This window comes from Paenibacillus sp. FSL H8-0317 (genome assembly GCF_045040685.1).
Classification (GTDB): domain Bacteria; phylum Bacillota; class Bacilli; order Paenibacillales; family Paenibacillaceae; genus Paenibacillus.
The window spans coordinates 171,167-187,647 of sequence record NZ_CP150294.1 but is presented as its reverse complement, the minus strand read 5'-3'; the positions used below and the strand labels follow the sequence as shown (position 1 = coordinate 187,647).

The 16,481-nt window shown below is 45.3% G+C and carries 14 protein-coding genes and 1 tRNA gene; 2 read left to right on the top strand and 13 right to left on the bottom strand.

Going from position 1 to position 16,481, the window contains the following annotated elements; translation table 11 throughout:
- Positions 1–33: 33 nt before the first annotated feature.
- From MHB43_RS00915 to MHB43_RS00905, 3 genes are all read right to left on the bottom strand, one after another.
- Positions 34–1,215 (bottom strand): phosphoglycerate kinase, encoded by a 1,182-nt coding sequence (locus MHB43_RS00915; RefSeq protein ID WP_036674741.1) that lies wholly within the window; start codon positions 1,213–1,215, stop codon positions 34–36.
- A 151-nt stretch (positions 1,216–1,366) separates the two neighbouring features.
- Positions 1,367–2,374 carry a type I glyceraldehyde-3-phosphate dehydrogenase gene (gene gap, locus MHB43_RS00910; RefSeq protein ID WP_017691243.1) on the bottom strand — a complete coding sequence of 336 codons (1,008 nt, stop codon included), beginning with the start codon at positions 2,372–2,374 and terminating at the stop codon, positions 1,367–1,369.
- A 105-nt stretch (positions 2,375–2,479) separates the two neighbouring features.
- On the bottom strand, positions 2,480–3,505 hold the full coding sequence (locus MHB43_RS00905; RefSeq protein ID WP_405131111.1) for a sugar-binding transcriptional regulator: 1,026 nt from the start codon (positions 3,503–3,505) through the stop codon (positions 2,480–2,482).
- A 426-nt stretch (positions 3,506–3,931) separates the two neighbouring features.
- Here MHB43_RS00905 and MHB43_RS00900 point away from each other — a divergent pair.
- A tRNA-Arg gene (locus tag MHB43_RS00900) sits at positions 3,932–4,006 on the top strand.
- Positions 4,007–4,181: 175 nt separating this feature from the next.
- A complete protein-coding gene (gene clpP / locus MHB43_RS00895; protein ID WP_017691245.1) occupies positions 4,182–4,778 on the top strand; it encodes an ATP-dependent Clp endopeptidase proteolytic subunit ClpP in 597 nt (198 codons plus the stop codon).
- Positions 4,779–4,954: 176 nt separating this feature from the next.
- Here clpP and MHB43_RS00890 read toward each other — a convergent pair whose 3' ends face one another.
- The 10 genes from MHB43_RS00890 to MHB43_RS00845 all read right to left on the bottom strand — a co-directional run bounded on the left by MHB43_RS00890 (position 4,955) and on the right by MHB43_RS00845 (position 16,223).
- Positions 4,955–6,052: a stalk domain-containing protein gene (locus MHB43_RS00890; protein WP_405131110.1), complete on the bottom strand. Its 1,098-nt coding sequence runs from the start codon at positions 6,050–6,052 to the stop codon at positions 4,955–4,957.
- A 386-nt stretch (positions 6,053–6,438) separates the two neighbouring features.
- Entirely contained in the window at positions 6,439–7,191 is a 753-nt protein-coding gene (locus tag MHB43_RS00885; RefSeq protein WP_405131109.1) for an SIMPL domain-containing protein, read from the bottom strand.
- 156 nt (positions 7,192–7,347) lie between these two features.
- On the bottom strand, positions 7,348–7,617 hold the full coding sequence (locus MHB43_RS00880) for an HPr family phosphocarrier protein (RefSeq protein WP_017691248.1): 270 nt from the start codon (positions 7,615–7,617) through the stop codon (positions 7,348–7,350).
- A 254-nt stretch (positions 7,618–7,871) separates the two neighbouring features.
- On the bottom strand, positions 7,872–8,810 hold the full coding sequence (whiA, locus tag MHB43_RS00875; RefSeq protein WP_091038642.1) for a DNA-binding protein WhiA: 939 nt from the start codon (positions 8,808–8,810) through the stop codon (positions 7,872–7,874).
- A 6-nt stretch (positions 8,811–8,816) separates the two neighbouring features.
- A complete protein-coding gene (yvcK, locus tag MHB43_RS00870) occupies positions 8,817–9,803 on the bottom strand; it encodes a YvcK family protein (RefSeq protein WP_017691250.1) in 987 nt (328 codons plus the stop codon).
- Between the two features lie 13 nt (positions 9,804–9,816).
- Positions 9,817–10,716, bottom strand: a complete 900-nt coding sequence (gene rapZ, locus MHB43_RS00865; RefSeq protein WP_017691251.1) for an RNase adapter RapZ — start codon at positions 10,714–10,716, stop codon at positions 9,817–9,819.
- Positions 10,717–10,767: 51 nt separating this feature from the next.
- Positions 10,768–11,718: an ROK family glucokinase gene (locus tag MHB43_RS00860; RefSeq protein ID WP_062837749.1), complete on the bottom strand. Its 951-nt coding sequence runs from the start codon at positions 11,716–11,718 to the stop codon at positions 10,768–10,770.
- A 444-nt stretch (positions 11,719–12,162) separates the two neighbouring features.
- Entirely contained in the window at positions 12,163–13,194 is a 1,032-nt protein-coding gene (locus MHB43_RS00855) for an AI-2E family transporter (protein WP_036616412.1), read from the bottom strand.
- Between the two features lie 162 nt (positions 13,195–13,356).
- Positions 13,357–14,316: a thioredoxin-disulfide reductase gene (gene trxB, locus MHB43_RS00850; protein ID WP_091012024.1), complete on the bottom strand. Its 960-nt coding sequence runs from the start codon at positions 14,314–14,316 to the stop codon at positions 13,357–13,359.
- Between the two features lie 173 nt (positions 14,317–14,489).
- Positions 14,490–16,223 carry a tetratricopeptide repeat protein gene (locus MHB43_RS00845; RefSeq protein ID WP_405131108.1) on the bottom strand — a complete coding sequence of 578 codons (1,734 nt, stop codon included), beginning with the start codon at positions 16,221–16,223 and terminating at the stop codon, positions 14,490–14,492.
- Positions 16,224–16,481: the final 258 nt, after the last annotated feature.

Here is a 16,481-nt window from a genome sequence, read left to right as displayed (position 1 = left end):
TTTCAACTCCTTCATGCTATAGACTACTAAAACTTACTTGTCGTTCAATGCCACTACGCCTGGAAGTACTTTACCTTCCATGAACTCGAGCGATGCACCGCCACCTGTAGAGATGTGGTTCATTTTGTCAGCCAATTTGAACTTCTCAGCTGCTGCTGCGGAGTCACCGCCACCAATTACAGTGTAAGCTTCTGTCTCAGCGCAAGCTTCCGCTACTGCACGAGTACCGTGGGAGAATGGCTCGATTTCAAATACGCCCATTGGTCCGTTCCACACAACCAATTTGGAGTTTTTGATTACATCAGCATAGATCTCACGTGTTTTAGGACCGATGTCGATACCTTCCCAATCTGCTGGGATGCCATCGATGTCAACGATTTGTGTGTTTGCTTTCGCACTGAAATCGTCAGACACTACGATATCTACCGGCAGGTAGAAGTTTTTGCCCAATTTTTTCGCTTTTTCGATGAAACCGAGAGCAACATCAAGTTTGGAATCATCCAGCAAGGATTGTCCAATTTCATGTCCTTGTGCTTTGAAGAACGTGTAAGTCAGACCGCCACCGATGATTACGTTGTCTGCAATGTTCAGCAAGTTGTCGATTACATCGATTTTGTCCTTAACTTTGGATCCACCAATGATAGCTGTGAAAGGACGCTCAGGGTTGGAGATTGCTTTACCCAACACTTCAAGTTCTTTCTCCATCAACAAACCGGACACTGCTGGAAGCAAGTGAGCGATTCCTTCAGTCGAAGCGTGTGCTCTGTGAGCCGCGCCAAACGCATCGTTAACGAAAACGTCAGCCAGTTCAGCAAATTGTTTTGCCAGTTCCGGATCGTTTTTCTCTTCGCCTGCGTGGAAACGAACGTTTTCAAGCAACAATACGTCGCCGTTGTTCAGTTCAGCGATTTGAGCTTTAACAGCGTCACCAACGGAATCGTCAGCTTTAACAACTGTTTTACCAAGCAATTCAGACAAACGCTCAGCTGCTGGAGTCAAACGCAAGGATTCAACCACTTCGCCGTTAGGACGACCCATGTGGCTTGCCAAAATGACTTTAGCGCCTTTTTCAATCAAGAAGTTGATTGTAGGAAGCGTTGCACGAATACGTTTGTCATCTGTAATTTTACCATCTTCGAGCGGCACATTGAAATCTACACGGACAAAAGCCCGTTTTCCTGTCAATTCGATATCGCGTACACTTTTTTTGTTCATCTGTATTTCCTCCGCACCCATGTATTTGGTGGACCAATCAAGAGCTAAAATCCCTTGTCAATCCTGGTGTTTTTGAGAAATTTGCAAAATGTAGATATATAAAGAGCGGAAACAATATAGCATCTGTTTCCGCTCTATGTTATTGCAGATTTTACTTAATCATTTTTGCAAAGTGCTCCAAAGTGCGAACCAATTGTGCAGTGTAGGACATTTCATTGTCATACCAAGCAACAGTTTTAACCAATTGTTGGTCGCCAACAGTCAGAACTTTAGTTTGAGTTGCATCAAACAGGGAACCGAAAGTGATTCCTTGGATATCGGAAGATACGATTTCGTCTTCTGTGTATCCGAAAGTTTCTGGATCGGAAGCTTCTTGCATAGCTGCGTTAACTTCTTCAGCTGTTACTTTTTTGTTCAGAACAGTTACGAGCTCAGTCAGGGAACCAGTAGCTACTGGTACACGTTGAGCTGCACCATCAAGGATGCCTTGCAGTTCTGGGATTACCAGACCGATTGCTTTAGCAGCACCAGTTGTGTTAGGGATGATGTTTTCAGCTGCTGCGCGAGCACGACGGAAGTCACCTTTAGGGTGTGGAGCATCCAACGTGTTTTGGTCGCCAGTGTAAGCGTGAATTGTAGTCATCAAACCTTGAACGATTCCGAATTTGTCTTGCAGTGTTTTTGCCATAGGTGCCAGGCAGTTTGTTGTGCAAGATGCGCCGGAGATTACAGTTTCAGTACCGTCGAGGATTTCATGGTTTACGTTGTAAACGATGGTTTTCATGTCGCCAGTAGCTGGTGCGGAGATAACAACTTTCTTAGCTCCACCTTTCAAGTGTTTCTCAGCAGCTTCTTTAGTTGTGAAGAAACCAGTACATTCCAGAACGATATCTACGCCCAGGTCGCCCCAAGGAAGTTCTTCCGGGTTACGGTTAGCCAATACTTTAACTTCTTTGCCGTTCACTTTGAAGAAGCCATCGTGTACTTCAACATCGCCATCGAAGCGACCTTGAGTTGTATCATATTTGAGCAAATGAGCGAGCATTTTAGCGTCAGTCAAGTCGTTGATTGCTACTACCTCGATGCCTGCTACATTTTGAATACGGCGGAATGCCAAGCGTCCAATACGTCCAAAACCGTTAATACCTACTTTAATCATGAGTAAGTTCCTCCCAAGTTTTGATTAATTTTTTATGAAACTTATATATTCAAGACAGACGGTGAAGTCCGTCAAGACAACAATGGTTGTGATGCAAAGTAAAACTTATTCCATTTCAGCAACGATGACTTCGGCAGCAGCCTCATCAATAATCAGAATATCTTCCTGACCAAATCGCAACACGGAATGTATAGCAGCAGCTTTGCTTTTGCCACCTGCAATTCCAATCACGACATCGGTTCGTTCAATATCCTGAAGTCGCATACCCAGTGTAAGCATGGTATGTACCACCTTGCCCTGATCATTAAAGTAATAACCGAAAGATTCAGATACTGCTCCTTGCTGCTGAAGTTCATCTATAATCTCCGTCGCAAGTTTACGTCTTGTAGCCATCTCCACGGCATCACCAATTCCATGAATAACAATCCGCGATTTCCGAATCAGCTGCAGAATCTCCTGAACACTGGGGTCCTGGATTAATGATTCATAGGCATGATCACTAAGCAAATCCGGTACATGCAGGAGTTTGTATTGCGCTCCTACCCGTTTTGCCATTGTGGATGCAATCGTATTTGCCTGAATTTCAAGGCTTTCTCCAAGTCCACCGCGTGCCGGTACGAACCAGACACCTTTGAGCGATGTTGGCGGAGTCAGTTGCTCTGCGACTTCGGCCGTTGTTGATCCGCCAGTAACGGCGACAACGTCGTTGTCACTCATGATATTGCCGAGAGCCTTCGCTCCGGCTCTGCCCAGTTCCCTTTTGGCAAACGGAGAAACGTCCGAATCACCAGGAACCACAACTACCTTTTGCAGACCGTAGGCTTGCTTGATGCGCTCTTCCAGCTCGGATAATCCGAACAACTCTTTGGCTACGGGCTCTAACTGCTGCAGCAAATCATACCCTGCCTCGCTGACCTTCATTCCTGCACTGTCAATTTCAATAAGTCCCTGAGCCTTTAACAGATCGGTCTCAGCCCTCAGAACCCGCTCGGTCATCTGCATGGAATTAGCTAACGTTCTCCGTCCGATCACATCCGATAACATGATCTGTTGCAGAATCGTATACCTCTTTTTCAAGATATCCATGAGATCAGGCAGAAGCTGCTTTTGTATTTCTAAAATCGTTCGCATGCTTTCCACTCCCGCAAGTTCTCGTTCTAAGCTCTCTTTCGTGGCCCTAAAACGTCCCGGGTTAACTTTTTAAGTCCCACGTCTATTCTACCTAAAACTGACGTGACATGCAAGTGTTTCAACGTGTTATTTCGACACGCATTCAGCGTTTGTACGCGCCTATTTTCACAATCTTAGACTTCCATGATCTAGGACTAGCTCACGCATACCATATATAGAAGAAACAAATGAATCCAATCTACATATCGCTCAGAATCACATTTCATACAGCATGTCCAAAACCTCTAATAGCATTTACTTAAATGCACTCTTTATCCACTCTTCTTCATCATGATCATTTTTAGGTTAATCCAAACCAATACCACAACGAACTGCTTGCAATTAAATATTTCATGAGCTATAATCATTATTGCTGTCACATAATGTGCGCCCGTGGTCCAATGGATATGACGTAGGCCTCCGAAGCCTGAGATCCAAGTTCGATTCTTGGCGGGCGCGCCATTTTTATTAACAGCTCATAACCCATTTAACCAATGAAACCGGAAAGGTTTCTTTTTTTTGCAAGTTAGTTTGACTTTCTTTGACTTTTTGTTTGGAATTGTTTATTATGTGGGTAATACGGTAACAGTTTAAGTATAAACACCAATAACATTTACATTCCAAGGAGGTTTTTCACGTGAGTTTTATTCCAATGGTCGTTGAACAGAGCAACCGGGGTGAGCGCGCCTACGACATCTACTCCAGATTGCTGAAGGATCGTATTATTTTCCTTGGTAGCGATGTTAATGACGTAGTGGCTAATGCCATTATGGCACAGATGTTGTTCCTGGCTGCGGAAGATCCGGAGAAAGACATTCACTTATACATCAACAGCCCAGGCGGATCGATTACAGCCGGTATGGCGATTTACGATACAATGCAATTCATCAAACCGGATGTATCTACCATCTGTGTAGGTATGGCGGCTTCCATGGGTGCATTCTTGTTGAATGCCGGTGCAAAAGGTAAACGTTTTGCATTACCAAACAGTGAGATTATGATTCACCAACCACTTGGTGGTGCACAAGGTCAGGCTTCTGACATCGAAATTCGTGCTCGCCGCATCCTGAAAATGCGTGATACCTTGAACCGCATCATCTCTGAGCGTTCAGGTCAACCGCTGGAGCGGATTGAGAAAGATACAGATCGTGACTACTTCATGAGTGCTGCTGAAGCCGCCGATTACGGTATCATTGATAAAGTTATCGAAAACGTAGGATCACAAGGCATCTAAGTGTGACGTAGACCACGGTCTATGCGTTAACATAATCAACACCTAACGTAATCAGCAACATATAATTGTGTTGTCTATACGAGAAGAAGCCCTCATCATGATCATGATGAGGGCTTCTTTTTTTCATTTTATAAGGAATAAGGAAGATAACTTAAGAGTGCATAATAATGATTTCTTTATTTGGTTTTAGATACATTACTGAAAGGTTCTGTGCCTTTAGGGAGAAGCTCTTTGTACGTAAATGGCATTTCAGGGAATCCTTCTGCGTACGCCGTATACTCATACAACTGGAAGAACACAACTAGACCCGTTGGTGTCACATAGAAATCTTGATCTTTATTCAACCCTTTGTAACCGTCGAGGTACCCACCGCGGGCTTTCAGTTGTTCACCCACTTTTTTACTCAACGTCTCGCGCATGGTTTTGTTATTTTGCAGCACATCATCCAATGTAAGCTCCTTGCCTGTGTCCAGTGCAAAGGTGTGGCCCGTACGGTATGTCATCCCATGAGCGCCAGCATAATCCTCGTATCGTTGTGTAATGAGTCCCAGCACGCCTTTTTCGTTGTACGTCACGACATAAGAGCTCTCAAATGCATATGGACGGTTGGCTGTTGCACCGCCGAATTCAGATGTCTGTTTCTTGAAGTCAGCTACATAAGCATCCACTTCATCTTTCAGCACTTTGTTAATCGCCGCTTCAGCTTCTTTGCTGGCAAGTCCACTCACCTGCGGATATTGAACATCTACTTCGGCATTTTTCACAGTGACATTAACTGTTGCCGCTTTAATTTTAACGTTATTTTGTTTCACCTTGCTGAGTGTCAACGTTTTGGTTTTGCCATCCCAGTTCCCCTGTACACCCAGATAATCTCTCATTGCTGAGAATGGAATATACAATCTGCCGTTGATAAGCTTTGCGTCCACTTGAGGATAATAGTTGTTAATTCGAACACTCGGTTCGCCATCCGATAGGCTGATCGTCATCGTGTTATTGGCTGCTGTCAAAGTGTACTCTTTGGTTTTCGCATCATATTTCAGCGTTCCACCTGCCACATCTTTAACTGCCGTAAGAGATACCCAAGTTGAGCCACCTTGAAGAAGTCCTTTTTGAGTCAGTGTTTTCCCACCCGATTTCAGAGTTACCTCAGCCGGGGTTGTCACTTTAGAGGATACCGATGCTGCCTGAACCGAACTGTCCTGCCATACCGAACCGCTACCTACAATAATTCCTGCCGCAAGCAATGCACTTGTCCATTTTTTCCATGATGTCATATATAAAACTCCTCTCTGAATTCACAATTAGGGATCATTGCGTATGTACTCATGACCTGATCGCATATCTCATACGCTCACCTCTCTATTATAATTAACCCGATTTCGGAAAGGTTTACAGCTCGAGTTACAATGTTGATGAATATCAGGCGGAAAATATATGGGGATATGACCTTTTTGTCACGAACAACTATACAAAAAAGATACCAATATACAGCATTTCATGTTGCTTCAAAAAGGTACCCTCCTATCTAACTTCATGAAAGTTTGCTTTTCCAACAAAAAAGACTCTGTCCACAGGACAAAGTCTTTGTCATTATTTCGTTGTACCCTTCAAATGACACTTGAAAAGGTTACTTGAGCTTACAATCCTAGTTGCCTCTTGTTTATTTCATTTCATACGTGATATTCAGGATTGTGCTTACTTTAACCTGGCCTGTTTCAATCTCAGTGCCACCTGCTGTATCTTGTGCTTTGGACATCAACGCCTCACTTGCATAGAACACAGGCACATTGGCATCACCTTGGCTAACGGAAAGAACAGCACCCAGTTGACGTTTAACTGCTTTTGCAATGGCGCCAGCTTTCACATCTGCATTGGCAACAGCTTTCTCAATCACTTGGGACTCATAACTTTCCGGGTTTTCTACAGTAAAGCGCACATTTTCAATATTGTTGGCACCCGCACCCGAAGCAGCATCGAGCAACTCGCCGATCTTGTCCATCTCACGGTATGTGACAGTCAGCGTATGATGCGCTGTATATCCTTTAATTTGTTGTCCGTCTTTTTCGCTATACGTATAGTTGGGTTGTACAGAGAACTGACTCGTTTGAATGTCGTCTGTACTGATCTTCCACGTATTCTTTAGCAAGTTGGATACCTTTTGAACTTTGGCAGCATTCGCTTTTTGAGCAGATGCAGCTGTCTCTGCAGTACTGTTCACACCAATGGACAGATACGCGATATCAGGCTTCACTTGAATCTCACCTTTACCCACAACATTAATCACATTCTGTTGTACTCCCTGAACCTCTGCAGCGTAAGCAGAGTTACCTGGTGCAACCCATGCCGTTCCTCCAACAAGCAACGTACTTGCCACCAGCACCGCACCAAACGGTTTCATCCATTGTTTACCCATCACGATAGCCTCCTTATGTGTTAACATCTCAAACTTTAAACGATTTGATACCTTAACAGACGGGACAAATTCCATAATGTTGCACTTGACGATAGCATAAACGTGAAAAACGCAAAAAAGCCCCTTTCGGGACTTCTTCATTGGATTGATCATATCTTATTGGTTTTCGAGCTCTTCCTTGCTTACCAGACTAACTAAAGCGTTTACAGCCTGTTCGGCATCCGCGCCTTCTGCACTAATCTGGATTTCCGTACCTGTGCTAATCGCAAGGCTCATGATCCCCATGATACTTTTTGCATTAACTTTTTTGTCGTCCTTCTCGACGAACACTTCAGACGAGTACTTATTCGCTTCTTGAACGAACAGTGCCGCAGGTCTGGCATGGAGACCCGTTTTCAAACGGACAACTACCGGGTGCTTTGTCATGGAAACTTACCCCCTATTATGAAATCTGGACATTAAATACACAATTATATTTATACAACATTATACCATTAACCCGTGCAGGACACTAGAAGAAAAAACTCAGGGTGCTTTGATGGACATTATCTTGCCCTATTTCATCTTGTGCACAGCGCATCCAATGTCCTAAATAAGTCCTCTAGACCTTTAACGGTTGAATTTCCCGACCTTTCTGTTCAGCAGAAACAGCCGACCTTGTTACTTTACCCTACTCCGTCTTAACCATAACGTTCTGTGCGTACTTTCTCAGCCAGCTCATCAATTTTACGAAGCCGATGGTTCACTCCTGACTTGCTAACTGTACCTTTAAGGAGTTCGCCCACTTCCTTCAAATTGATATCTGGATGAGCCAGTCGAACCTCCGCCACTTCGCGAAGCTTCTCAGGCAGCGACTCCAGACCAACTTCCTTTTGCAATAACCGTATATTATCGATTTGTCTTACCGCCGCTCCAATGGTTTTGTTCAGGTTGGCGGTCTCACAATTGACAATTCGGTTAACGGAGTTACGCATGTCTCGCATAATTCGTACATCTTCAAACTTGAACAAGGCCTGATGAGCACCAATGATGCTGAGCAGCTCAATGATTTTCTCGCCTTCCTTAATGTATAGGATGAATCCTTTTTTCCGTTCTATACACCGGGCATTCAGATGAAATTCATTGGCCAGGTCAACGAGTGCCTGACAGTGCTCTTCATACATGGACGCAATCTCCAGATGGTACGAGGAGCCTTCCGGATTATTAACCGATCCACCGGCCAGAAATGCACCGCGAAGATAGGCCCGTTTACAACAGTTCTGCTGAAACAACTCCGTATTAATTCCTGGCGTAAACAGAAAACCTTCCGATACAATATGAAGACTGTTGAGAATCTCCTGTACCATGGTTGGAATACGAACAATATATACATTGTTCTTTTTCAGCCGCATTTTTTTGCGGACCAGTAATTCCGTATGCACTTGAAAATGCTTTTTAAGCAGAGAGTATGCCCGTCTTGCAATGGCGGCATTCTCCGTCGAAATATCCAAGATCACTTTTTTATTCGATAACTGCACTGCACCAAGCATACGGATGAGGGCTGAAAGTTCCGCCTTTTCGCAGCACGGTTCGCTCTCGATCATGGTTAACTCTTTTTTGGTCTGTGCTGCAAACGACATGGGACTTCACCTCTTCCGTAACATCCAATTTTGTACCAGTTGGTAGATGTGATGACTCAACTTGTCGGCATCATGACGCAGATAGGTTTTGAACAGAACAAGGGTATCTGCAACCACCTGATAGCCGGCACTTTCGAGTACATTCATATCCAGTACAACCGGTTTTGCTCCTTTTTCCGCATACTTATTCTGCACTTGCAGCGGAATATCACCATTATTTACGATAACATAGTCGAAGAGCTGATGACCTATATGCTCGTGTACCGCCTTAAGGTGGTCACTTACCGTATAGTTATCTGTTTCTCCCGGCTGTGTCATAACATTACAGATAAACATCTTCACCGCATCAGCCTCTACCACAGCCTCAGCCAGCTTAGGTACGAGCAGATTGGGAAGGATGCTTGTATAGAGGCTTCCTGGCCCGATTAGAATGGCGTCAGCTTGACGAATGGCCTCTACTGCCTCTGGCAACGGCTCCACGTGATCCGGTTCAAGGAACACACGTTTGATGCGTCCACCCGCCTCAGGGATTTTGGACTCACCTGTAATAATTGTCCCATCTTCCATCTCCGCATGCAACACAACGGCCTGACCGGCTGCTGGCAATACCTCACCTCGAACGGCAAACACGCGGCTAAGCTCCCGCACTGCGGTCACAAAGTCGCCCGAAATATCCGTCATTGCAGCCAAAATCAAATTCCCCAAGCTGTGGCCTGCAAGCCCCGCGCCTGTGTTGAAACGATACTTTAACATATCTGAAAGCAATGGTTCTACATCAGCCAGTGCCGTAAGCACGTTGCGAATGTCGCCCGGAGGCGGCATCTGTAGCTCATTGCGCAGGATGCCTGAACTTCCACCGTCATCTGCAACTGTGACGATGGCCGTGATATCCAGCGGCTTTTCTTTCAAACCGCGCAACATCACGGATAATCCGGTTCCGCCGCCCATTACAACTATTCTCGGACGTTCTCTTCGTGGTCCGGCCTCTTTCATCCCTTCACCCTCTTCAATGACGGTCCCGGTCAGCGTCGCGATGGCTCACGGTGACAGCTTCTGTCTCGCTGCTTCCCAACATCTTGCCCAAATATTCCGATATTGCTACCGAACGATGCTTGCCTCCGGTACAGCCGATTCCAATAATAACCTGGCTTTTGCCTTCCTTCCGGTATTGCGGAATCAGGAAATGCAGCATATCCAGCAGTTTCGTCAGAAAGGCCTGTGTCTCTGGCCATTTCATGACATATTCATAGACATCACTATTCTGCCCCGTATTCGGACGCAAATGATCAATATAATGCGGATTCGGTAAAAAACGTACATCAAACACCAGATCAGCATCAATCGGAATGCCATATTTGAATCCAAACGACGTAATATTCACCGACAGCATTTGGCTTTCCAGATGAGAAAAGCGGGATATGATGCGTTCTTTCAGTTGAGCAGGTTTCATTGTGCTTGTATTCAGTACCTGAGTCGCAGAGTTTTTGAGTTCCTCCAACATCTTGCGTTCCAGTCGGATGCCGTCCAGCGGCATGCCCTCAGGAGCCAGTGGATGTCTGCGCCTACTTTCTTTGTAACGCTGAACAAGTACAGAATCTGTAGCATCCAGGAATAAAATCTCGCAATGAATGGTAAAATGATCTTTAATATAGTTCAAAGACTCGGACAGAGCCGTAAAGAATTCACGCCCGCGCAGATCGATAACCAATGCAACCTTACCAATCTTGCCGTTTGACTGTTCAATTAGTTCCGCAAATTTCGGAATCAATACCGGCGGCAGATTATCCACACAGAAGAAACCCAGATCCTCCAGGCTTTGTACTGCAATGGTTTTACCTGCTCCGGACATACCCGTAATGATAATGAGCGTGGCGCCTGTGCCTGGTGAGCCTTCACCTTCAAGCATAAATGTCCCCTCCTTATCATATTGCTGTCTTCATATATTGTTACGAGGTCACTAGGAACGCAAGAGAAGACCTGCTGCACCTACAATACCTGCATTATTACCAAGTGTAGCTTCCAGAATCTGAACCCCTTCTTGGAGTGGTTCCGGTGTCAACTTAGCAAATACGGTACGGATTTCATCGAACAAGAAATTACCTGCTTTGGATACGCCACCACCAATGATGAACATCTCCGGGTTAATGACAGCCGCTACAGTAGCCATGGACTTGCCCAGGTAGAAGGCCGCACGATTCACAATGCGCTGTGCCACTTCATCGCCTGCCTTGGCAGCATCAAATACTTCTTTGGCTGCAATCTTGTCGACGAGAGCCAGTGACGTATGATCACCACGTTCTACTGCATCCTTTGCCATACGGATAATACCCGTTGCAGACGATACTGTTTCTACACATCCCATTTTACCACAACCGCACTTGATGGCCTCCAGATCAGGTACAACACTGATATGACCCAGTTCTCCCGCCATACCGGAGAAACCCTGATAGATGTTGCCATTCAAGATCAAGCCTCCGCCAACACCCGTACCGAGTGTATAACATACGCAGTTGTCTACGCCTTTGCCAGCACCTGCCCATACTTCACCCAGTGCAGCCACGTTTGCATCGTTATCTATTTTGATTGGCTTGCCCAGACGTTCTTCCAGAATCGAACGAATGGCCACATTCCGAAATCCGATGTTAGGGGCATGAACGATAATTCCCTCGCGTACATTCGTGAAACCGGCCACTCCAGCACCTACACCCTCAAGCTGTTCCCAGCTGTACGGTGATTCGGCTACGATATGTCGGACATACTTCTCGATGTTGGCGATGACCGTGTCTACGCCCTTATCCACTTCAGTCGGTCCTTCATACGTATGCATTAGCTGACCTTGTTCATCGCATATACCGACCTTGATTGCTGTTCCGCCGAGATCGACCCCAACGTAGATTTTCTCAGACATGCTGCAAGCCACCTTTATCTATCTAAAATAGTTTAAGTCCTACGTACCAACTATAATTGAAGGATACGCCTGGGTCAAGACGATAAGAGCTTGTATACATCATGCTTCACCAGGGTTGTGAACCACATCACATAGCATTTTTGAATACGCATACATCCTCATTACCTTCATTTATAAACGCACGCTTTATTCCTTCCTCCATAACAGAGGAAGCCTCAACTCATGATATTGCATCTTCACTCGTTCCATTCATAAAAGATCAACATCGTCCCTCATATAGGGTGACTCGTCTTATGCACCCCGCCACCTGTCATTCTCATGCAGAAAGTTATCTAATGACGATATTGCCAACAAAAAAGTGCCTTCTACATATAGAAGGCACCCTTACTTTATGAAAATTCTGAAGTTGTAGAATTGGGGTTAAACTCAGTTGATTTTTCTGCGTTATAACTTCGTTTCCACACGTACCGGCTCTTCTGTCTTCTCCATCTTGTTCACATCCAGAATATCGAGCAGGAAGACAAAGATCGGAATACCAATGATCAGTCCCCAGATCCCCAGGAAGTGTTGCGACAGAATTAGTACGATAAAGGTGTAGAACATTGGCAATTTGGTCTTGTGTGCCATCAGTTTAGGATTCAGGAAGTACGTCTCCAAAGCATGAATAACAATAATCATGATGATTACAATAATGCTTAATTTCAGTCCACCCATCTGATACCCGATCAGACAGAGCGGTACAAGTGAGATGATAACTCCCGCAACGGGAACCAGACTGAGCATGAACACCAGAATAGTCAGAGCGAACAGATACGGGAAGCCCAGAATCCATAAGCCCAGTATCGTCAGCACCGTATTAAACACCGCAATAAGAAGCTGTGCCTCAATGACTTTACCAAAAGAAGACACGAATTTGTCTCCCAGATAAGCCACTTCATTGTAGAACCATCCGATTTTACTTGTTTTAAACTTGGACGTGAACTTGGATATCTCCTGCTTCTGCAACAAGAAGAACAGACTCAGAATGATGACAAGCAGAATAAACTCCAGCCATTTGCTCAAAGCGAAAATATATTTCAATGCATCATTGGTGTAATTTTTAATATCGAAGGATTGAAGATAACCCGCAATTTTGGATGCAAAATTATCACCGTCTGCACTATCCAGAAATTTCATAATCTCGTTGGTCAACTGAACGACCTGATCCACGATCCGTGGTGAATATCTGGATATACCAAGCACAATCACTGCGATCACAATCATATAGAGCAGGATGACCACAACTTTATAATTGATCGGAAACAATCGATTCAGACCACCTGTAATGAAATGCTGTAACCTGTTCATGACATATGTCACCAGGAACAACAGCAGAATCATGTGCAGCATACTCCCCATACTGAACAAAATTAAACAGAACAAGAGCAAGATCAAAAACCGTCTCACTGTCGCATTCTGTAACCAATCTTTTATCATTTCCCCCAAAATCTTCACCTCACAGCTAATATGCCCTATATGTATACGAACTCATGCCCACTGTAGTTTCAAAAAAAGAGAAGCCTTCCGGCTTCTCTCATTTCATGAGACTTCCCGTTGTCTCTTATTCCTAACATATGCCTAACCTCACGCATGTAATGCTTATTTATCCAACGTTTCGCTCCAATCATGGACAATGCTTCCTTCAAGGAACTTCTCACAATCCATCGCGGCCATACATCCTGATCCTGCAGCCGTAATAGCTTGACGATACTTCGTATCTTGAACATCACCACAGGCGAATACACCCGGAATATTGGTCTCCGTTGTTCCCGGTTTAACGACAACATAGCCATGTTCGTCCAGTGTGATCGCATTCCCCAGGAATCCTGTATTCGGTGTGTGACCAATGGCAACGAATACGCCATCTGCTTCGAGCAACTCTTCCTGCCCCGTCTCGTTGTTGCGCACCTTCAATCCTTTGACACCCAAAGCTTCTGGTACGACCTCGAGTGGAGTACGGTTCAGCGCCCACTTCACCTTTTCATTGCTGCGTGCCCGATCCTGCATAATCTTGGATGCACGCAATTCATCCCGGCGGTGAACCAATGTCACGTCTGTTGCAAAACGAGTCAGGAAACTCGCTTCCTCCATCGCGGAGTCTCCGCCGCCCACGACCACGATTTTTTTGCCTCGGAAGAAGAAGCCGTCACATGTCGCACATGTACTTACACCACGTCCCACATTTTCCTGCTCACCCGGAATACCGAGATAACGAGCGGAAGCACCTGTGGAGATAATGATCGATTCAGCTTCCAGTTCACCAATTCCTCCAACTTTTACCTTGAAGGGTGGTTTGCTGAAATCAACCTCTTCTACCCAACCGTTTTTGAATTCTGCTCCAAAACGTTCAGCTTGCTTACGCATGTTGTCCATCAGTTCCGGACCCATGATACCTTGCGGAAAACCGGGGAAATTCTCAACTTCCGTTGTCGTCGTCAATTGACCACCCGGCTGAAGACCTTCGATAACCAGTGGTTTCAGATTAGCACGAGCCAGATATATCGCTGCTGTCAGACCCGCAGGTCCCGTTCCGATCACAATCGTTCTGTATTTAGACATATAGATACAGCCTCCTTAATTAAGGTGAGAATGTGTTGTACTAGCGATGAACTTGCCAAGATGATATCCTACAGGCGTTTACGAGGCCCATTCGTTAAGTTTACCCGTTTTCCCGGTTGTTGTATCCTTCACCTGATGATGTCTTTCTGAAAACGAGTTAAAGCGAACTTTTTCTATACAAGTGGTGGCTTGCTGTTACAAACCGAATGAATCTGTTTAGCATACTTGCTAACCGTTGATGCCGATATCCCATACCGCTCAGCAATGCTTTGATAGGTAACGGGCCGACTGTGATTCTTCGCTGCCAAATATTCAAGTCCTGCAGCCCAACCCTCAATCTGCTTCGTACCTGGAACCTCCGGATGTACCCGGGATACATAATCCGTCCAGAGCCGTTCCATCTCTTGCTGCAACTCAGCCTTTGCTTCAGACATCTGTAACGCACGATCAACAACAGCCTGCCAATGGGAGGTTGATCCATTGTCCGATGGCTCTGAAGTGGATTGAACCTTCCCAATAGACTTCAAGGCTACAGGAGAAAAGGGTCGAACCACCTGAGAATTCCGATCCTCTTGTTCAGCCGATTTCAATCCGTTCAGTACAGCTTGTGCTGCCTCAAGCAGATCCTGTTCTTCTCCAGGCTCTTCAATAAAGGATTGCAGAGCCTGTTGCACCTCATAGTCACCGATCATCCCAAGCGCATGTATTACCTGTAGCTTGGTTGCCCGATCACCATGACGCAATGCCCAGAAGAAAGATGAGCGAATCAGTGGATCATTTTTCATTTCTTCAGGTATGCCACTACCATAGTTCTCCCACTGTCTGAACTGCTCATCAAATGGCAGATGATAGTGATAACTCAGCTTCTCCGGTTCCTGCTCGCCTTGTCTTACAGCCTCAAGACCTGACAGATAGTACCGGGATACTTCGGAACCCAGATCAAGCTTGGACACATGATGCCATAAACGCTCAGCAGCATCATACCGTTCTGTATTATAAGCCGCCACGGCTGCATAGTGAGCAAGTGCCGGATCAGCAGCTGTCTCTTCGTCCTTGAGCAAACGCCGGAAGTGAACATAAGCCGTATCGTGTTGGCCCAGAATTCCCATCGTTGTCGCCAGTTTGTAGACTTGTTCGTGCTGAAATGGCACGATGACCCGCAATTTTTTGATCAGAAGCAGCACTTGATCAGCCCGGTTCTCATTTTGATGGAAAATGGCCAGATTACAGAGTGCATGCAGATTACCTGGTTCCTGTTCAAGCACTTCGGCAATGGTCTCTTTTGCTTTGGGAAACAGACCCATATAATAGTAGGCGAGTGCCAGATTGTTACGGGCAGCCAAGTAATCAGGATAATCAGAAGACATGCCTTCAAGCAATTCAGCAGCCTGTGCAAATTTTCCTTCTTCCAGCAGTTCCCGTGCCTGATCGTGCTCCACTACACCTTTGCGTGATTTGATTCGATTCAGTTTGGTCGGACGATCCAGCTCATAATACAGAAGCTCCATCATCTCTTCGGCTTCCGTCATGAACTGACCTTGGGTGTCCTCCTCCAAATAGGTAACAAGTGCTTGCTCGGCTTCCTCAAACCGATCCATATTTGCATAATTGTTCGCCATATAGAAATAACATTCCGTCATTGACGGATCTACCACTTCCAGCACGTTAGCCAGAATGGCATTGGAGGCTTCGTAATCCCCCTTCTCCGATAATATACCCGCCATATTGCAATGATTTACCGGATTTTCCGGTTCGTATTCAACAGCTTTGCGAAAATATTTTAATGCCTTGTCGACATGATTTCGGTCCAGCGAGCGGACAGCTCTTTCAAAGAAGAAAGAAGCATCCAAGTGAATCGGTATAATATTGGCAAGGTGTCCCTCAGCCCGCACTAGCTTGCCCTTCATCTTCCAAGGCACCTCCTCTTTGCATTTCATTCATACTCTCCAGTATACCACATCTTAAGGCCCACTTCTCAATATGTAGTTTCATGTCGTTTATGAAAAAAATGCAAATAAAGACGACATTCCATCATACACGGATGAAATGCCATCTTTATTTTTTGTAAACAGATATTACTCAGGTAACTACATCAATTGAACCTGCATTAGATCAACTAAAACGATAGACTTTGTTAACATCCGAAGAATAGAGTCTCAATCGCC